This is a genomic window from Streptomyces sp. NPDC104371 (genome assembly GCF_055583785.1).
The window spans coordinates 203192-221064 of the sequence record NZ_JBVJNF010000002.1 but is presented as its reverse complement, the minus strand read 5'-3'; the positions used below and the strand labels follow the sequence as shown (position 1 = coordinate 221064).

Here is a 17873-nt window from a genome sequence, read left to right as displayed (position 1 = left end):
ATCAGCACCGCGCGCACCACCGTCGGCGGCTTGGCGATCCGCTCCAGCGCCGCGCCCGCCCGGTAGCCGTCGTCGTACGCGCCGGAGGCGTAGAGCGAGATCCGGGGCGGTGTGCGGTAGCCCTTCAGCAGGACGTAGGGGTTGTTCTGCCGCCGCAGCCGGAGGTCGCGTGCGGCGAGCGAACCGGGTTCGCCGATCGGGTCGTTGTAGCCGGACAGGCTGATCGCGGCCCGGTAGCGGTCGGGGTGGGCGATCACGAGCTTCGCCGCGCAGTGCGCCCCCGCCGAGTAGCCCGCGACGGCCCAGCCGTCCGGCGCGGACCGGGCGCGGAAGTTGTCCGTCACCATCCTCGGCACATCGATGCTGAGCCAACTGTCGGCGTTCACGGTGCCCGGGATGTTCGCGCAGCCCGTGTCGACCTTGGCGATGAGGTTGGTGCGCGGCGCCACCAGGATGAACGGCGCCACCTGTCCGCTGCGCATCAGCGGCTGCAGTTGCTCATGCACCTTGAGCGAGCCGAACCACGCCTTCGCCGAGCCCGGATAGCCCGACAGCAGCTCCACGACCGGGAACTTGGCGGCCCGGTAGGCGGGGTCGTCGTACTGCGGTGGCAGCCAGACGTAGACCTCCGCGTCGACGCCCGAGATCCGGCCCTTGAGCTGGGTGACGCGCACCCCGCCCGCCGCGTGCATGCTCGGCCCGTCGGCGCGGGTGAAGGTCTGGCGCACCTTCGGCAGGGCCTCGGTGGGGATCCCGCCGGTGCCGTCCTTGCCGAGGTCGGCCGCCTGCTGCACATGGTTGCCCGTGCCCAGCAGATCGGCCCAGTTGTCGTAGAGGTCGTTGGCGTCGTTCACCAGCACGAAGACCAGGGTGACCGCGGTGAGCTGGGCGAACAGCAGCATCAGGACGCGGACGGCATGGCGTACGAGCACCGGGCCGCGCACCCGGGACCACAGCAACAGCGGCAGGACCAGGGCGACGGCCGCGAGGGCGATCGAGGCGAAGAGGAAGGGTGTCCCGGTGAGGCCCATCGGCGTGAGCGCTTCCTGTGCACGGACGGATCGAACGGTCATCTGCTGAGAGGTGATCCCGGGGCTCCAGGTCACGGCGCGTACCGGACACTTACCGAGACATTGCCGAACGCGAACCCGAGCGCGACGCGAGGCGGGTCGGAAGCGGAGCGATTCGGCCAAAGCTACTGCTTGGTAATTTCCTGTTGTACTGTTCGGGCATGTTCGAAGCAGAGACCGCACCGGCCGCGCGCGCCGCGATCGGCGACAGCGAGTTCGACCGCGACACCGCGGTCACCCTCCGCGAACCCGGCGTCTACGGCATCGATCTCTCGGCCGGGTGGACGATCATCAACGCGGTGAACGGCGGCTATCTGCTGGCCGTGCTGGGCCGCGCGCTCGGGGAGGCCCTGCCGCACTCCGACCCGTTCACGATCTCCGCGCACTACCTCACCGCGTCCCAGCCGGGCCCCGCGGTGATCCGTACGGACGTCGTACGCACCGGCCGCACGCTCTCCACCGGCCAGGCGTCCCTCTTCCAGTACGACGAGGAGGGCCGCGAGGTCGAGCGGATCCGCGTCCTCGCCTCGTACGGCGAGCTGGACTCCCTGCCCGACGACGTCCGGACGAGCGTGAAGCCGCCCGCCTTCCCGCCGATCGAGCAGTGCTTCGGCCCCGGGGACGCGCCGACGCCGCTTCCCGGCAGCTCGGCCATCACCGACCGGCTGATGCTCAAGCTCGACCCCGCCACGCTGGGCTGGGTGCTCGGGAAGCCGTCGGGCAAGGGCGAGATGAGGGCCTGGTTCGGGCTCGCCGACGGCCGTGACGCGGACCCGCTCTCGCTGCTGCTCGCGGTGGACGCCCTGCCGCCCACCGCCTTCGAACTCGGGCTGTCCGGCTGGGTGCCGACGGTCGAGCTGACCGTGCATGTGCGCTGCCGCCCGGCGCCGGGCCCGCTGCGGGTGTCGATCACCACGCGCAACCTCGCCCATGGCTTCCTGGAGGAGGACGCCGAGGTCTGGGACAGCGCGGACCGCCTGGTCGCCCAGTCCCGCCAGTTGGCGCGGGCCAGGCTGGCCTGACCGTCACGTACGGATGATCTGTGGGCGGTGCGCTCGGTGAACGAGCGTGCCGCCCACGGGTGTTGAGGGCGGCGTCCGTCAGTCGTTCCAGTGGTCGCGGCCGATGTCGATCAGCAGGAGCCGCTGGGTCGCCACCCGGATCACCCGGTCCCGCTCCTCGGAGGAGGACTCCAGGGCCACCAGGAACTGGGAGGCCGTCATCAGCATCTGGTCGACATAGAGACCGGCCAGCATCAGCAGATCCTCGTCGCTCCACCCCTCGGACTCGGGGTGCTGGGCCAGTGCGACCTTCACCTCCTCGGCGAACCGGGCCAGTTGGCGCCGGATCGCCTCCCGTACGGGCTGGACGCCGCCGTGCCACTCACGCGCGATGAACCGTATGTGCGCCGGGTACGCCTCCACATGGCCGGCGATCAAGTCGACGGCGCGCGCACAGCGTTCGGCCCGGTCGCCCTCCGCGGCGGCCGTGGAGCCGATCAGCGGGTGGAGGCTGTCGAGGGCCTCCTTGACCAGTTCGACGCCGAGGTCGGCGATCGAGGGGAAGTGCCGGTAGAAGGCGGTCGGGGCGACGCCGACCGCGCGGGTGACCTCCCGCAGACCCAGGCTGCTCAGGCTCTGCTCCTCCAGCAGGACCAAGGCGGCGTCCAGGAACGCCTGCCGGGTCTTCTGCTTCTGGGCCTGCCGGACGCCGAGGGGGTGACTCATGCCATGCAGTTAACAACTGTTCTCCGGAATTGGAAAGCGACGGCATCCGGCGTTAGACTCGGGAGTCAGTGAACAACTGTAACCACAGGCGTTCACCGAACCGTCATGACGGGCATCTCGGAGGGGGACTTCGTCCATGCTGTTCCTTGTCGCCGCACTCCTGCTCCTGGGCACCGTGCTCGGCACCGTGGCCCAGGCGCCACCCACCGTCTCCCTCGCCGTAGCGGCGGTCATCGGCGTATGGCTCGTGGCCTTCGCGGTCCGCGAGCGCCATGGACGCCGGACCGTTCGCTCTGATCCGTGACCACCGGCGTGACCACCGATCCGCTCTGATCCGTGACCACCGATCCGTCGTACGCCCACGCATCGTCGGGAGTTGACCGCGTCATGCATCTCACCGTCGCACCACCTGTCAAGAACACCTCCGCCGCCAGGATCTCCTCCGCCGCCACGAACGCCTCCGCGGCGATCCGCCGGACGAAGGCGACCGATGCCGATGGCATGGCCGTCGCGTCGTTCGTGCTGGGGCTGCTCGGGCTGCTCGTCATGAACCTCTTCCTGGGGCCCTTCGCCATCGTCCTGGCCGCCCTCGCCCTGTGGCGCGGCACCGCGCGCCGGGGCCGTGCCCTGCTGGGGCTGGGCCTGGGCGTCGCGGACCTGGTCGTCCTGGTGACCCTCATGGAGATCAACCACACGGTGTCCTGGAGCTTCTAGGCCACCGTCCCCCGGTCGGGCTGAGGCCGCCGGGACAGGGCCCGTAGAATCGGCCGCACCATGGCATACCTCGACCACGCAGCGACCACCCCGATGCTTCCCGAGGCGGCGCAGGTGCTCACCGCGCAACTCGGCGTCACCGGCAACGCCTCCTCGCTGCACGCGTCGGGCCGCCGTGCCAGACGTACGGTCGAGGAGGCCCGCGAGGCTCTCGCCGAGGCGCTCGGCGCGCGGCCCAGCGAGGTCGTCTTCACCTCCGGCGGCACCGAGGCGGACAACCTCGCCGTGAAGGGCCTGTACTGGTCCCGCCGCGACGCCGACCCCGCCCGTACCCGCGTCCTCGCCAGCCCCGTCGAACACCACGCGGTCCTCGACGCCGTCGACTGGCTCGGCGAACACGAGGGCGCCACGGTCGAGTACCTGCCCGTCGACGCGTACGGCCGGGTCCGCCCCGAGGCGCTGCGCGAGGCCATCGCCCGCAACCCCGACGACGTCGCCCTCGCCACGGTGATGTGGGCCAACAACGAGATCGGCACGGTCCTGCCGATCCATGAACTGGCCGATGTCGCCGCCGAGTTCGGCATCCCGCTGCATGCCGACGCGGTACAGGCCGTCGGCCAGGTCCCGGTCGCCTTCGAGGACTCGGGGCTCGCCGCGATGACGGTCTCCGGTCACAAGATCGGCGGCCCGTACGGCATCGGCGCGCTGCTGCTCGGCCGCGCGTACAGCCCTGTCCCGGTGCTGCACGGCGGCGGCCAGGAACGGCATGTGCGCTCCGGCACCCTCGACGTTCCGGCCATCGCCTCCTTCGCGGTCGCCGGACGGCTCGCCACCGAGCAGCGCGCGTGGTTCGCCCGCGAGATCGGCGCCCTGCGCGACGAACTGATCGACGCGGTCCGTACCGCCGTACCGGACGTGATCCTCGGCGGTGACCCCGTGGACCGGCTTCCGGCCAACGCGCACTTCACCTTCCCCGGCTGCGAGGGCGACTCCCTGCTCCTGCTGCTGGACGCGCAGGGCATCGAGTGCTCCACGGGCTCCGCCTGCACCGCCGGGGTGGCCCAGCCGAGCCATGTCCTCCTCGCCACCGGCGCCGCCCCCGACCTCGCCCGCGGCACCCTCCGCTTCTCCCTCGGCCACACCTCCACCCGGGCCGATGTCGAGGCGGTCGCCAAGGCCATCGGCCCCGCCGTGGAACGGGCGCGGAGCGCGGGACTGACCTGACCGCGAGCCCGGCCCGCCTTCCGTGACCGGGCCCGCGGCGGCTCCCCGTACCCTGGAAGGGCTATGACTGACACCCCGCAGCGCCCCCTTCGCGTCCTCGCCGCCATGTCCGGCGGGGTCGACTCCGCCGTCGCCGCCGCCCGCGCCGCCGAAGCCGGTCACGACGTCACCGGAGTCCATCTCGCGCTCTCCGCGAACCCGCAGTCCTTCCGTACGGGCGCGCGCGGCTGTTGCACCATCGAGGACTCGCGCGACGCCCGCCGCGCCGCGGACGTCATCGGCATCCCCTTCTACGTGTGGGACCTCGCCGAGCGGTTCCGCGAGGACGTGGTGGAGGACTTCATCGCCGAGTACGAGGCCGGGCGCACCCCGAACCCCTGCCTGCGCTGCAACGAGAAGATCAAGTTCGCGGCGCTGCTCGACAAGGCCCTCGCCCTCGGCTTCGACGCGGTCTGCACCGGCCACTACGCCAAGATCGTCACGCTCGCCGACGGCACCCGCGAGCTGCACCGCGCCTCCGACATGGCCAAGGACCAGTCGTACGTCCTCGGCGTGCTGGACGAGAAGCAGCTCGCGCACGCGCTGTTCCCGCTCGGCGACACGCTCACCACCAAGGACGAGATCCGCGCGGAGGCCGAGCGCCGGGGCCTCGCGGTCGCCAAGAAGCCCGACTCGCACGACATCTGCTTCATCGCCGACGGCGACACCCAGGGCTTCCTCGCCCAGCGGCTCGGCAAGGCGGAGGGCGACATCGTCGACGAGTCCGGCGCCCGCCTCGGCACGCACGAGGGGGCGTACGGCTACACGATCGGCCAGCGCAAGGGCCTGCGGATCGGCACGCCCGCGCCCGACGGCAAGCCGCGCTACGTCCTCGACATCTCCCCGGTCGACAACACGGTGACGGTCGGCCCGGCGTCCTCCCTGGACGTCAGCGCCCTGACCGCGATCAAGCCCCGCTGGTGCGGCACGGCCCCGACGGGCCCCGGCACCTACACGGCCCAACTCCGCGCCCACGGCGGCGAGACGGAGGTGACCGCGGAGCCGGTCGACGGCGAACTCCACGTCCGCTTCACCGCACCGGTCCGCGGCGTGGCCCCCGGCCAGGCGATCGTCCTGTACGACGACACCCGCGTGGTCGGCTCGGCGACGATCGCGACCACGTCCCGCACGAAGGACACCACTTCGGCCTGACCCCGGACGCGCCCCGCATCCGCTCGCCCGGCCCGCGGGGCGCGTCCCTGGGCGCCCACCGCTCGTCTCCGGTCCTTACCGGTCTCCACCAGTCCGCCTGGCCTCCACCGGTCCGTCTGGTCCCCTCCGCTTCGACACCGGCCCGTACCGGCCTTCTCCGGCGCCTCACCGGTCCGTACCGGTCCTCCTCCGGTCCCCACCGGCTCCGCAGGAGTCCGCGGTGCTGTCGCGCGCCGATCGCGTCCGTCACCAGCCACGACGTCGACGTGCCCGCCTCCGTCGTCCCGGCGCGATCCGAATGTTCACCTCCCGGCAACTCGCCGGTCCCGCTTGGGTCTTGCCCTGGGTCGGGAACTGTGCCATCTTCGGGCGTTCAGGCGCGGGGCGGAGCGGCCCGGGACACCTCCGGTGGCCCTTGCGAAGGGCGCTTCCCTCAGTGACGAGCGCGCGCCGTCGAGTCGACGTAGCCCTGGCGAGCCCAGAAGATCATCTGGCGCCAGGGCCGAAAGTCCTTGATCAACGGGACCTTTTGCCTGGTGAAAGGGCTCTTCGGCCGGGTCCTCAAGGTCCATCTCGGCGATGTAATAGCAACGCGCCCCTCGGCTGCCCGCCGGGGGATGCCGCCGCCTCTGCCCACCACTCACCGTCGTCGCCGCCCACCAGCGGCGGTTCGGCGTGGGCGCGGGCGGTGCCTATACCCGCAGATAGGAAAGTCGCGTCATGCCCCGCCCCGCCTCTCCCGCCCACGCCGTCCGCGCCACGGCCACGGCCTTCCGGGACGGCGACGTGCGCGGCGTGTCCGCGAGGAAGAACCGCTGATGACTGCCGCGGACGAGATCCCGGGGCGGTGCGGCCGTGAGGAGAGCACGATCATGGACAACGGCAACTCCAGGACGAGGGACAGCAGGAAGGGCGACGAGTACCACGCCCTGCTCGCGCGTCGGGACGCGATGCGCCTGCGTGACCAGATGCTCGCCCCGTCCCGCGCCGCGGAGAAGACGAAGTCCCCTACCTACGACGCCTACGACGGCGCCGCCGACCAGGAACTCATCGTCCAGAACCTGGCGGCGGTCACCCCGTTCGACGAACTCATCGCCCACCTCTACGACGCCATGTTCGAACGGCACCCGTATCTGCGGCAGTTGTTCCCGGAGTCGATGGAGTTCCAGAAGGCGCACCTGGAGCGGGCGTTCTGGTTCCTGATCGAGCACCTGCACAAGCCCGAGGAAATCACCGCGTTCTGCTCGCAGTTGGGCCGCGACCACCGCAAACTCGGCGTCCAGCCCGTGCACTTCCAGGTGTTCGAGGCCTCGCTCAGCGAGGGGCTGTACCGCTTGTCCGGCGGCCGTGTCGGCCAGGACGTGGAGCAGGCCTGGCTGCGCATGGTGCGGTTCGCCGCCGCGGGCATGGTCGAGGGCTCGAAGCGCGCGCTCGCCGAACCCCCGGCCTGGCACGGCACGGTGACGTCGCATCAGCTCCGCCGCCCCGACCTCGCGGTGATCCGCGTCCGCACCGCCGAGCCCTACCCGTACAGGCCCGGCCAGTACGCGACCCTCGAGTCCCCGCTGCTGCCGCACACCTGGCGCCCGTACACGTTCGCCACCGTCCCCGCGCCGGACGGCGAGCTGGAGTTCCACATCCGCCGTACCGGTCCGGGCGGCGTGAGCGACGCCATGACCCTGCACACGCGCGTCGGTGACACCCTGCGCCTCGGCCCGCCGCAGGGCACGGCGACCCTGGACGACGAGCAGGGCCGGGACGTGCTCATCGTGGCGGGCGGCACCGGCTGGGCCACCGGCCGGGCGCTGCTCGAGGACCTGTCCCAGCGGCGCGCGCCGGGCCGCAGGGCCCACCTCTTCCTCGGCGTCCGCACCGCCGAGGACCTGTACGACGCACAGGCCCTGTCCCGGCTGGAGAACCGCTGCCCCTGGCTGCGGGTCGTCCCGGTGATCAGCGACGGCCCGGGGGCGTCCGCGGACGGCTCGGTGGCCGAGGCGATCGCCCGGCACGGGGACTTCTCCCAGCACATCGCCTACGTCAGCGGCCCGCCCGCGATGGTCACCGCGGCCGTGTGGCGACTGGCCGGTCTCGGCCTGCCCGCCGACCGCATCCGGCACGACCCGGTCGCCGGTATGGTCCCGCTGCCCTCGCACGCCCAGCGCACCCGGCCGACGGGACCGGCGGTGGGTCACCTGGCCGAGGGCGCCCAGGTCTGACCTGTCCGGCCCGGCCCGCGGTGGCAGGCCGGGCCGACCGGTCACCCGTCCGCTGACGACACCTCCGCCTCGTAGAAGCAGAAGTGGTCCTTGATCGGGGCGACCTCGGGCTTCGGGGACGGGTACGCCCAGACGAGGTCGGCCGCGTCCGGCAGGGACCAGTACGACGCGGTGCCCTTGAAGGGGCACACGGTGTGTGTGTCGGACGGGGTCAGCAGATCGAGGCGTACGTCCTCGGCCGGGATGTAGTACCGCGCGGGGCACCCGGTCTCGCGCAGGACGACGGGCCGGTCGGTCTCCGCGAGGACCTGCCCGCCGTGCACCACGCGCACGTGCTGGTCGCCTTGCTCGACGGTGATGGTGTGTCCTTCGGTCATACCGGTGCAAGCGCACGCGGGCCCCGCCTTCTTCCCGCGTACGGTGTCCCTCGTGAATATCTGTGTCTTTCTCTCCGCCGCCGACCTCGCCGACCGCTACACCCGCCCCGCCCGTGAATTCGCCGAACTGCTCGGCAAGGGCGGGCACGCTCTCGTGTGGGGCGGATCCGACACCGGTCTGATGAAGGTGGTCGCCGACGGAGTGCAGGAGGCGGGCGGCAGGCTGCTGGGCGTCTCCGTCGAGTTCCTGGCCGCCAAGGCCCGCAAGGGCGCCGACGAGATGGTGATCACGAAGGACCTTGCCGAGCGCAAGCGGCTGCTCCTGGCGAAGGCGGACGCGGTGGTGGTCATGGTCGGCGGGACCGGGACGCTCGACGAGGCGACCGAGATCCTGGAGCTGAAGAAGCACGGGCACACCGACAAGCCGGTGGTCCTGCTGAACACCGCGGGCTTCTACGACGGCCTGAAGGAGCAGTTCCGGCGGATGGAGGAGGAGGGCTTCCTGACGCGTCCGCTGTCCGAGCTGGCGCACTTCGCCAAGGAACCGGCGGGGGCGCTCGCGTATCTGGAGGAGTCGCTCGGAGCGCGGTAGGCCCTGTCCGACAGGACCCGGCCCAGGGTGCGAGCATGGCGGGCATGGCTACACATGTGATCACCGGAGCGGGCTCCGGCATCGGCGCGGCTGTGGCCCGCCGTCTGCACGCGCGTGGGGACGAGCTCGTCCTGCACGCGCGTGACGCGGGGCGGGCCAAGGAACTGGCGGCCGAGTTCCCCGGCGCGCGGACCCTGGTCGGCGACCTCGCGGAGCCGGACCGGCTGTCCTGGGCGTTCTCGCACCAGAGCCTGCCGGACCGGGTGGACTCGCTCCTGCACATCGCGGGCGTGGTGGACCTCGGCCAGGTCGGCGAGCTGACCCCGAAGGCCTGGCGCCACCAGCTCGACGTCAACCTGATCGCCCCCGCCGAGCTGACCCGCCACTTCCTGCCCCAGCTCCGCACCGCACGCGGCCAGGTCCTGTTCGTCAACTCCGGCGCCGGGCTGAACGCCCACGCGTCCTGGTCGGCGTACGCCGCCTCCAAGCACGGGCTGAAGGCCCTCGCGGACTCCCTGCGCGCCGAGGAGCGCGGCAACGGCGTGCGGGTCACCTCGGTCTATCCGGGCCGTACGGCGAGCCCGATGCAGGTCAAGGTGCACCAGCAGGAGGGCAAGCCCTACGACCCCGCGCAGTGGATCGACCCCGAGTCGGTGGCGACGACGATCGTGATGTGCCTGGACCTGCCGAGGGACGCGGAGGTCAACGATCTGACGGTACGACCGGGCGCCTGACGGTCTCGGGGCCGCCGCGGGCGGCACCTCGAACACCCCGCGCGGCGAAGGATTCCGTAGGCTGCCGGGGTGAGTGAAGACAGCCAGATCAGGTTCGGTGCGGCCACCGGCGTCGGGTCCATGCCCGGCGGGGACGCGCGCGAGGCGGCCAAGACCGTCACCGGAAGCTTCGAGGACTTCCCCTTCCTCGCCGAGTTGCCGGCCCGTGGGCCCGGCGCGGACATGATCGGCCGGACCGCCGGGATGCTGGTCGATCTGTACGCGCGCGTGGAGCCCAGCGGCTGGCGGTTCGGGGACCGGCCGGGGCGGGACACCAAGCGGGCCCGCTCCTGGCTCGGTGAGGACCTCGACGCGCTGGAGGAGTTCACCCAGGGCTACGAAGGCCCGCTGAAGGTCCAGGCCGTCGGGCCCTGGACGCTGGCCGCCGCGCTGGAGATGAAGAACGGCGAGTCGGCCCTCTCCGACCCCGGCGCCTGCCGCGACCTCGCCGGATCGCTGATCGAGGGGCTGCGTCTGCACCTGGACGAGATGCGGCGGCGCGTGCCCGGCGCCCGTCTCGTCCTGCAACTCGACGAGCCGTCGCTCACCCCCGTCCTGCGCGGGCAGGTGCGGACCGCGAGCGGCTACCGCACCCACCGGGCCGTCGACCGGCAGATCGTCGAGGCCACGCTCCGGGACGTCGTCGGCGTGCACGCCGACGGCCCGGTCGTGGTCCATTCCTGCGCTCCTGACGTGCCGTTCGCCCTGCTGCGCAGGGCGGGGGCCGCCGGGGTCTCCTTCGACTTCTCGCTCCTCACCGAACGTGACGACGACGCGATCGGCGAGGCCGTGGAGAGCGGCACCCGGCTCCTCGCGGGCGTCGTGGCGAGCACGGACGGCCCGTTGTCAGACCCTGCCGGTAGCGTCATGGGTGTCAGGACGCTGTGGCGCAGGCTGGGGCTGCGTCCGGGGGCTCTCGCGGACGCGGTCACACTCACGCCGACCTGCGGGCTCGCGGGCGCTTCCCCGGACTACGCACGCCGGGCGCTCGCCCACTGCGTCCGGGCGGCGAGATCCCTCGCGGACAACCCTGAGTAACGGGAGGACCACACGGTGGCCGGCGACAAGCAAGCGGAGACGACGGTGCCCGCCGAGGCACGGGAGCAGCACGCGCAACTCGCTGAGCAGATCGAGGAGCACCGCTTCCGGTACTACGTGAAGGACGCTCCCGTCGTCAGCGACGCGGAGTTCGACCGACTGCTGCGCTCCCTGGAGGAGCTGGAGGAGCGGTATTCCGAACTGCGTACGCCGGACTCGCCGACCCAGAAGGTCGCGGGGGCCTACGAGACGGAGTTCACGGCCGTCGAGCACCGCGCGCGCATGCTCTCCCTCGACAACGCCTTCGACGACGCGGAACTGGCCGCCTGGGCCGACCGCGTCGCCAAGGAGGTCGGCACGTCCGCGTACGACTTCCTGTGCGAGCTGAAGGTCGACGGCCTCGCGGTCAACCTGACGTACGAGCACGGCCGTCTCACGCGCGCCGCGACCCGCGGCGACGGGCGCACGGGAGAGGACATCACCCCCAACGTCCGTACGATCGCGGGCATTCCGGACCGACTCAAGGGTGAGCACGTCCCCGACCTCGTGGAGATCCGCGGCGAGGTCTACTTCCCGATGGAGAAGTTCACGGCGCTGAACGAACGTCTGGTGAAGGGCGGCGACAAGCCCTTCGCCAACCCCCGCAACGCCGCCGCGGGTTCGCTGCGCCAGAAGGACCCGCGCATCACGGCCACCCGCCCGCTCTACATGGTGGTGCACGGCATCGGCGCCCTGGAGGGCTTCGAGGACGGCCTCACGCGCCTGTCCGAGGCGTACGACCTGCTGCACTCCTGGGGCCTGCCCACCGCCCGGCACAACAAGGCGGTCGGCGACCTCGACGGCGTACGGCGGTTCATCGCCTACTTCGGCGAGAACCGCCACTCCGTGGAGCACGAGATCGACGGCGTCGTGGTCAAGGTGGACGAGATCCGCCTCCAGGGCCGTCTCGGCTCCACGGCGCGCGCGCCCCGCTGGGCCATCGCCTACAAGTACGCGCCCGAAGAGGTCAACACCAAGCTGCTCGACATCAAGGTGGGCGTCGGGCGCACGGGCCGCGTCACCCCGTACGCGCAGGTCGAGCCGGTCACGGTGGCCGGTTCCGAGGTCGAGTTCGCCACGCTGCACAACCAGGACGTGGTCAAGGCCAAAGGGGTGCTCATCGGGGACACGGTGGTGCTCCGCAAGGCCGGTGATGTGATCCCGGAGATCCTCGGACCGGTCGTGGACCTGCGGGACGGCAGTGAGCGCGCGTTCGTGATGCCGGCCGAGTGCCCGGAGTGCGGGACACCGCTGCGGGCGATGAAGGAAGGCGACATCGACCTGCGCTGTCCCAACGGCCGTTCCTGCCCTGCCCAGTTGAGGGAGCGGGTCTCCTATCTCGCGGGCCGGGAGTGCCTGGACATCGAGCACTTCGGCGGGGTCGCGGCAGCCGCCCTCACCCGCCCCCTGGAACCGGCCGAACCGCCACTGGTGGACGAGGGCGACCTGTTCGACCTCACCGTGGAGAAGCTGCTGCCCATCAAGGCCTATGTCCTCGACCCGGACAGCGGTCTGCCCAAGCACGACCCCAAGACGGGCGAGGCGAAGATCGCCACGGTCTTCGCCAACCAGAAGGGCGAACCGAAGAAGAACACGCTGGCCCTGCTCAAGAACATCGAGGAGGCCAAGTCCCGTCCCCTCGCGCGCTTCCTCAACGGCCTGTCGATCCGGCATGTCGGGCCGGTGGCGGCGCAGGCCCTCGCCCGTGAGTTCCGCTCCATCGACCGGATCGAGCAGGCCACGGAGGAGGAGTTGGCGAGTACGGACGGGGTCGGCCCGATCATCGCCGCCTCCCTCAAGCAGTGGTTCACCGAGGAGTGGCACCGCGAGATCGTCCGCAAGTGGAAGACGGCCGGGGTCCGGCTGGAGGACGAGGGCTCCGGTGAGGAGGAGGGCCCGCGTCCGCTGGAGGGTCTGACGGTCGTGGTCACCGGCACGCTCGAACACTTCACCCGTGACGGGGCGAAGGAGGCGCTCCAGAGCCGTGGCGCGAAAGTGACCGGTTCTGTTTCGAAGAAGACATCCTTCGTCGTCGTGGGCGAGAATCCTGGTTCGAAGTACGACAAGGCCATGCAGGCGAAGGTTCCGGTGCTCAACGAGGACGGTTTCACCGTCCTGTTGGAGCGAGGACCGGAAGCGGCTGCCGAAGTGGCGCTTCCGACAGGGGAGTAGCGGACGAAGGCTCCCGGTTCATCAGATACGCGATGTATCCGGGTGGGCGGGGCGCATTGGGGCAACCGCCGACGACCGATGCTCCGGAACGCTTGCTGCGGCCTACTGTTGAGGTGTACGCCTGCCATGCCCGGACGCGTGGCGGGTGGTCGGGCGCGATGCCGCTGACGGTTCGTCAGGCATCGGGCCGTATGACGTCGGCACCGCCGGCTGTGAGAGGGACGGGAATGGATCGGACCGAGAGCGCCGCCCCGGACTCATGGCTGCGCCTGCGCCGGATGGCGGACGCCTGGCGCGCGGGGCGCTGGACGGCGTGGCTGTCGGGATACCGGGGCGCGGACGGCCGAAGTGCCTTGCCGGGGCGCGTTCCTGGCGAGTCTCTCGCGGCGGACGGGGCGCCGCGGCCTGTCGCGGCCGGTCCCGTCGGCGCACTCGCCACTGGTCCCGCTGGCGCACTCGCCGCCGGTCCCGCCGGGCAGTCCGGCCCCGACGGCGGTGGGCGCCCGCCCCGGCCCGTACTGCTCTGGGCGGTCCTCGCGGCGGCCGGGCTCGCCCTCGGCGCCGCCTTCCTCCGCGCCTTCGGCGGACACCACGCGCTCTTCCCGCCCGGCACGGTCGGCTGGTCCCTGGCCCTGCTGACCGGCGTCATCGTCGGCCATCTGGTCGCCCTCGGCCGCGCCCGCTGGTGGGGTGGTACGGGCTCGGGCGCCGCCCTGACCCTCGCCGTCCTGCTGCTGTACGGCTGGGTGCCCGCCGCGATGGTGAGCCTCACGGTCGTCGTCCTGGTCGGCCTCGTCCGGCCGGGCTGCTGGCGGCAGGGCCTGCTGCACGGCGCGGTCGACATCCTCGGCGTCGGCGGCTCGACGCTCGTGCTGGCCGCCTTCGGGACCGTCCCGACCGTCGAGTCCCCCTGGGAGCCGCGGAGTTGGACGATCGCCGCGGTGCCCGCGATCGTCCTCGCCGCCCTCGCCTACCTCGCGGTGACGCGGCTGCTGGTGTGGTGTCTCACCGCGCCCCGGACGGGCGGACTGCCCACCATCGCCCGTACCGTCCTGGTCCGGCAGGGACTCGTCGCCGTAGCGCTGCTCGGCATAGCGCCGCTGGTCTGCGTGGTCGCGAGGACGCTGCCCGTGCTGCTGCCGCTGTTCGCCATCCCGCTCATCGCCCTGGACTCCACCCTGTGGATCGCCCGCGCCCGCGCCGAGGAGCAGCTCCGCGACCCGCTGACCGGGCTGCCCAACCGGCAGTGGCTGCTGGAGCGCACGTGGGCGGCGCTGGACGACGCCGAACGCATCGGGGCGCGCTCCGCCCTGATGCTGATCGACCTCGACCGCTTCCGGTCGGTGAACGACACGCTCGGGCATCTCGCCGGTGACCGGCTGCTGCTCCAGATAGCGGAGCGGCTGCGGCTGGCGCTGCCCCGCGGGGCGGAGGCCGCGCGGCTCGGCGGTGACGAGTTCGCCGTGTTACTGCCCGTCGCGGACTCCACGACGTCCGCGTCCCGGGCGGCCCGCAATCTGGTCGCCGCGCTCGGCTCACCGCTCGACCTGGACGGGCTCACGCTCGTCCTGGAGGCCAGCGCGGGTGTCGCCGTCTTCCCCGACCACGCGCTGGACGCGGAGGGGTTGCTGCGGCGGGCCGACGTCGCCATGTACCAGGCGAAGCGGGACCGTACGGGGGTGGAGGTGTACGAGTCCAAGCGGGACTCCAACACCCCGGACCGGCTCGGGCTGCTGGGCGATCTGCGGCGCGCGCTGGACGCGCACGAGGTGGAGCTGCACTACCAGCCGAAGGTCCGCTTCGACGGACAGGTCGCCGGTCTCGAGGCGCTCGTGCGCTGGGTGCACCCCGAGCGCGGGAAGGTGCCGCCGGACGAGTTCATCGCGATCGCCGAGTCCTCCGGGCTGATGCCGCATCTGACGGAGTACGTCCTGGAGACCGCGCTCGGACAGGTGGCCCGGTGGCGGGCGCAGGGCCTGCGGGTCCCGGTGGCCGTGAACGTCTCCCCGCGCGACGTCCACACGCCGGGCTTCGCGGGCGCGGTGGCCGCGCGCCTGGCCCGGCACGGCGTCCCGGCGGGAGCGCTGCAACTGGAGATCACCGAGCATGTGCTCCTGGAGGACCCGCAGCGGGCCGCGGACACCCTGGCCGGGCTGGCCGGGCACGGCGTGAAGATGTCGCTGGACGACTTCGGCACGGGGTACTCCTCGCTGGTGCATCTGCGGCGGCTGCCGGTGAGCGAACTGAAGATCGACCGTTCGTTCGTGGCCCGGCTGGCCGTGGACGCCCAGGACGCGGAGATCGTGCGCTGCACGGTGGACCTGGCCCATTCGCTGGGGCTGCTCGTCGTCGCGGAGGGCGTCGAGGACGACGAGACCTGGGAGCGGCTGCGGGACCTCGGCTGCGACGCGGTCCAGGGCTGGCTGGTCGCCGCCGCGATGCCACCGGAGGAGACCACGGCCTGGCTGCGGGCCCGGGGATCGAGGGGCTGGCAGCGCCCGAAGGCCGCGCTCCCGGCGGCTGCCGCGGACGACCAGAGGCGGATCGGTTAGGGCCTCGACCTAGGAACGTTCCTACCTTCTGGCGCCGGGCACGGCCCTCCCGGGGGAATCCGTTTCACGGGCACAGGGCCCCGCGCCATAGGATTGAGCCCAAACCACACACTCTCACCCCAGAGGATCGCTGCATGCCTGGCATCACGCGCGAGGAGGTCGCCCACCTCGCCCGGCTGGCGCGTCTGGAGCTGAAGCCCGAAGAGCTAGAGCACTTCGCAGGCCAGCTCGACGACATCATCGGCGCGGTCGCCCGCGTCAGCGAGGTCGCCGACCAAGACGTCCCGCCGACCTCTCACCCGCTGCCGCTGACGAACGTCATGCGCGCGGACGAGGTCCGTCCCTCGCTCACCCCCGAGCAGGCGCTGTCCGGCGCCCCGGCCCAGGAGCAGCAGCGTTTCAAGGTGCCGCAGATCCTGGGGGAGGAGTAGCCCGTCATGACGGACAAGAACAGCATCATCCGGCTCACGGCCGCCGAGACCGCCGAGAAGGTCGCCTCCGGCGAGCTCACCGCCGTCGAGGTCACCGAGGCCCACCTCGCCCGTATCGAGGCCGTCGACGAGAAGGTGCACGCCTTCCTGCACGTCGACCGCGAGGGCGCCCTGGCGCAGGCCCGTGCCGTCGACGCCAAGCGCGAGCGCGGCGAGAAGCTCGGCCCGCTGGCCGGTGTGCCGCTGGCGCTCAAGGACATCTTCACCACCGAGGGCATCCCGACCACGGTCGGCTCGAAGATCCTCGAGGGCTGGATCCCGCCGTACGACGCCACGCTCACCAAGCGTCTGAAGGCCGCCGACGTCGTCATCCTCGGCAAGACCAACATGGACGAGTTCGCCATGGGGTCCTCCACCGAGAACAGCGCCTACGGACCGACCGGCAACCCCTGGGACCTCACCCGGATCCCCGGTGGCTCCGGCGGTGGGTCGAGCGCCGCGCTCGCCTCCTTCCAGGCCCCCCTCGCGATCGGCACCGACACCGGCGGCTCCATCCGGCAGCCCGCCTCCGTCACCGGCACGGTCGGCGTCAAGCCGACGTACGGCGCCGTCTCCCGCTACGGCATGGTCGCCTTCAGCAGCAGCCTCGACCAGGGCGGCCCCTGCGCCCGTACGGTCCTGGACGCCGCCCTCCTGCACGAGGTCATCGCCGGGCACGACCCGCTCGACTCCACCTCCATCGACGCCCCGGTCCCGCCGGTCGTCGAGGCCGCGCGCAACGGCTCCGTCCAGGGCATGCGCATCGGTGTCGTCAAGCAGTTCCGCGGCGAGGGCTACCAGGCCGGTGTCGTGCAGCGCTTCGACGAGTCCGTCGAGCTGCTCAAGAAGCTCGGCGCCGAGATCGTCGAGCTGGACTGCCCGTCGTTCGACCTGGCGCTGGCCGCGTACTACCTGATCGCGCCGAGCGAGTGCTCCAGCAACCTCGCCCGGTTCGACGGTCTGCGCTACGGCCTGCGGGTCGCCGACGACGGTTCGCACTCGGCGGAGGAGGTCACCTCCCTCACCCGTGAGGCGGGCTTCGGCCCCGAGGTCAAGCGCCGCATCATGCTCGGCACGTACGCCCTCAGCTCCGGCTACTACGACGCGTACTACGGCTCCGCGCAGAAGGTCCGTACGCTCATCACCCGCGACTTCGAGAAGTCGTTCGAGCAGGTGGACGTGATCGTGTCGCCCACGACGCCCACCACCGCCTTCCCGATCGGCGAGCGCGCCGACGACCCGATGGCGATGTACCTCGCGGACCTGTGCACCATCCCGGTCAACATGGCGGGCAACGCCGCCATGTCCCTGCCCTGCGGTCTGGCCCCGGAGGACAACCTCCCGGTGGGTCTCCAGATCATCGCCCCGGCGATGCAGGACGACCGGCTGTACAAGGTCGGCGCCGCCGTCGAGGCCGCCTTCGTGGAACAGTGGGGACACCCGCTTCTCGAGGAGGCTCCGTCGCTATGAGCAAGGCACTGTCCAAGGCCAAGGGCTTCAAGCAGTCCAAGTCCGGTACGTACCTGTCCATGGCCACCACCGCGTACGGCGCCTTCGGCGTCGCCAAGCAGGTCAAGAAGGCCCGCAGCGAGCACGACACGCTGCGCCTGATCGACGCCGCCGTGTCCGCCGCCGCCATCGTCACCGGTCTCGCCCTGCTCGTCCGTGAGCTGAAGCGCCTGGGCGACGACGACGTCCTGCTGGGCTGAGAGGGAAGT

The 17873-nt window shown here is 71.7% G+C and carries 16 protein-coding genes and 1 pseudogene; 14 read left to right on the top strand and 3 right to left on the bottom strand.

Annotation, left to right across the window (positions count from 1 at the left end; genetic code table 11):
* Positions 1–239: 239 nt before the first annotated feature.
* A pseudogene (locus tag ACZ60T_RS06825) lies at positions 240–692 on the bottom strand (alpha/beta hydrolase); the annotation flags it as partial.
* Positions 693–1231: 539 nt separating this feature from the next.
* On the opposite strand from ACZ60T_RS06825, the gene ACZ60T_RS06820 reads away from it, so the two are divergent.
* Positions 1232–2092: a thioesterase family protein gene (locus ACZ60T_RS06820; protein WP_469665003.1), complete on the top strand. Its 861-nt coding sequence runs from the start codon at positions 1232–1234 to the stop codon at positions 2090–2092.
* A gap of 78 nt (positions 2093–2170) precedes the next feature.
* On the opposite strand, the gene ACZ60T_RS06815 is transcribed toward ACZ60T_RS06820, so the two are convergent.
* Positions 2171–2797, bottom strand: coding sequence for a TetR family transcriptional regulator (locus ACZ60T_RS06815; RefSeq protein WP_469665001.1), 627 nt, complete (start codon positions 2795–2797; stop codon positions 2171–2173).
* A 136-nt stretch (positions 2798–2933) separates the two neighbouring features.
* Between ACZ60T_RS06815 and ACZ60T_RS06810 the strand changes: the two genes are divergently transcribed.
* The 5 genes from ACZ60T_RS06810 to ACZ60T_RS06790 all read left to right on the top strand — a co-directional run bounded on the left by ACZ60T_RS06810 (position 2934) and on the right by ACZ60T_RS06790 (position 8142).
* Entirely contained in the window at positions 2934–3101 is a 168-nt protein-coding gene (locus ACZ60T_RS06810; protein WP_365622666.1) for a hypothetical protein, read from the top strand.
* Positions 3102–3184: 83 nt separating this feature from the next.
* Positions 3185–3511, top strand: coding sequence for a DUF4190 domain-containing protein (locus ACZ60T_RS06805; protein ID WP_469665537.1), 327 nt, complete (start codon positions 3185–3187; stop codon positions 3509–3511).
* Between the two features lie 60 nt (positions 3512–3571).
* Positions 3572–4735, top strand: coding sequence for a cysteine desulfurase family protein (locus tag ACZ60T_RS06800; protein ID WP_365622668.1), 1164 nt, complete (start codon positions 3572–3574; stop codon positions 4733–4735).
* 63 nt (positions 4736–4798) lie between these two features.
* Positions 4799–5926 (top strand): tRNA 2-thiouridine(34) synthase MnmA, encoded by a 1128-nt coding sequence (gene mnmA, locus ACZ60T_RS06795; RefSeq protein WP_365622670.1) that lies wholly within the window; start codon positions 4799–4801, stop codon positions 5924–5926.
* Between the two features lie 818 nt (positions 5927–6744).
* Positions 6745–8142, top strand: coding sequence for a globin domain-containing protein (locus tag ACZ60T_RS06790; RefSeq protein ID WP_469664998.1), 1398 nt, complete (start codon positions 6745–6747; stop codon positions 8140–8142).
* Between the two features lie 41 nt (positions 8143–8183).
* Here ACZ60T_RS06790 and ACZ60T_RS06785 read toward each other — a convergent pair whose 3' ends face one another.
* Positions 8184–8519 (bottom strand): DUF427 domain-containing protein, encoded by a 336-nt coding sequence (locus tag ACZ60T_RS06785; RefSeq protein ID WP_365622674.1) that lies wholly within the window; start codon positions 8517–8519, stop codon positions 8184–8186.
* Positions 8520–8571: 52 nt separating this feature from the next.
* Here ACZ60T_RS06785 and ACZ60T_RS06780 point away from each other — a divergent pair, with 52 nt between their 5' ends.
* From ACZ60T_RS06780 to ACZ60T_RS06745, 8 genes are all read left to right on the top strand, one after another.
* The gene (locus tag ACZ60T_RS06780; RefSeq protein WP_469664996.1) at positions 8572–9111 is read left to right on the top strand and encodes an LOG family protein; all 540 of its coding nucleotides are present in this window, start codon (positions 8572–8574) and stop codon (positions 9109–9111) included.
* Between the two features lie 35 nt (positions 9112–9146).
* Positions 9147–9845 carry an SDR family oxidoreductase gene (locus tag ACZ60T_RS06775; RefSeq protein ID WP_469664994.1) on the top strand — a complete coding sequence of 233 codons (699 nt, stop codon included), beginning with the start codon at positions 9147–9149 and terminating at the stop codon, positions 9843–9845.
* 69 nt (positions 9846–9914) lie between these two features.
* Positions 9915–10922: a methionine synthase gene (locus ACZ60T_RS06770; protein WP_469664992.1), complete on the top strand. Its 1008-nt coding sequence runs from the start codon at positions 9915–9917 to the stop codon at positions 10920–10922.
* 15 nt (positions 10923–10937) lie between these two features.
* On the top strand, positions 10938–13133 hold the full coding sequence (gene ligA, locus ACZ60T_RS06765) for an NAD-dependent DNA ligase LigA (protein WP_469664990.1): 2196 nt from the start codon (positions 10938–10940) through the stop codon (positions 13131–13133).
* A 278-nt stretch (positions 13134–13411) separates the two neighbouring features.
* Positions 13412–15685, top strand: a complete 2274-nt coding sequence (locus tag ACZ60T_RS06760) for a putative bifunctional diguanylate cyclase/phosphodiesterase (protein ID WP_469665536.1) — start codon at positions 13412–13414, stop codon at positions 15683–15685.
* Positions 15686–15819: 134 nt separating this feature from the next.
* Positions 15820–16116, top strand: a complete 297-nt coding sequence (gatC, locus tag ACZ60T_RS06755; RefSeq protein ID WP_070023066.1) for an Asp-tRNA(Asn)/Glu-tRNA(Gln) amidotransferase subunit GatC — start codon at positions 15820–15822, stop codon at positions 16114–16116.
* Positions 16117–16122: 6 nt separating this feature from the next.
* On the top strand, positions 16123–17625 hold the full coding sequence (gatA, locus tag ACZ60T_RS06750) for an Asp-tRNA(Asn)/Glu-tRNA(Gln) amidotransferase subunit GatA (RefSeq protein WP_365622685.1): 1503 nt from the start codon (positions 16123–16125) through the stop codon (positions 17623–17625).
* A complete protein-coding gene (locus ACZ60T_RS06745; protein ID WP_252422571.1) occupies positions 17622–17864 on the top strand; it encodes a hypothetical protein in 243 nt (80 codons plus the stop codon). Before gatA ends, ACZ60T_RS06745 begins: the two co-directional genes overlap by 4 nt.
* Positions 17865–17873 lie beyond the last annotated feature (9 nt).

What these genes read in the sequence shown, in the direction of transcription:
- ACZ60T_RS06820 (WP_469665003.1), top strand. Translation starts at nt 1,232, where the DNA reads ATGTTCGAAGCAGAGACCGCACCGGCCGCGCGCGCCGCGATCGGCGAC.
- ACZ60T_RS06815 (WP_469665001.1), bottom strand. Translation starts at nt 2,797, where the DNA reads ATGAGTCACCCCCTCGGCGTCCGGCAGGCCCAGAAGCAGAAGACCCGG.
- ACZ60T_RS06810 (WP_365622666.1), top strand. Translation starts at nt 2,934, where the DNA reads ATGCTGTTCCTTGTCGCCGCACTCCTGCTCCTGGGCACCGTGCTCGGC.
- ACZ60T_RS06805 (WP_469665537.1), top strand. Translation starts at nt 3,185, where the DNA reads ATGCATCTCACCGTCGCACCACCTGTCAAGAACACCTCCGCCGCCAGG.
- ACZ60T_RS06800 (WP_365622668.1), top strand. Translation starts at nt 3,572, where the DNA reads ATGGCATACCTCGACCACGCAGCGACCACCCCGATGCTTCCCGAGGCG.
- mnmA (WP_365622670.1), top strand. Translation starts at nt 4,799, where the DNA reads ATGACTGACACCCCGCAGCGCCCCCTTCGCGTCCTCGCCGCCATGTCC.
- ACZ60T_RS06790 (WP_469664998.1), top strand. Translation starts at nt 6,745, where the DNA reads ATGACTGCCGCGGACGAGATCCCGGGGCGGTGCGGCCGTGAGGAGAGC.
- ACZ60T_RS06785 (WP_365622674.1), bottom strand. Translation starts at nt 8,519, where the DNA reads ATGACCGAAGGACACACCATCACCGTCGAGCAAGGCGACCAGCACGTG.
- ACZ60T_RS06775 (WP_469664994.1), top strand. Translation starts at nt 9,147, where the DNA reads ATGGCGGGCATGGCTACACATGTGATCACCGGAGCGGGCTCCGGCATC.
- ACZ60T_RS06760 (WP_469665536.1), top strand. Translation starts at nt 13,412, where the DNA reads ATGGCGGACGCCTGGCGCGCGGGGCGCTGGACGGCGTGGCTGTCGGGA.
- gatC (WP_070023066.1), top strand. Translation starts at nt 15,820, where the DNA reads ATGCCTGGCATCACGCGCGAGGAGGTCGCCCACCTCGCCCGGCTGGCG.
- gatA (WP_365622685.1), top strand. Translation starts at nt 16,123, where the DNA reads ATGACGGACAAGAACAGCATCATCCGGCTCACGGCCGCCGAGACCGCC.
- ACZ60T_RS06745 (WP_252422571.1), top strand. Translation starts at nt 17,622, where the DNA reads ATGAGCAAGGCACTGTCCAAGGCCAAGGGCTTCAAGCAGTCCAAGTCC.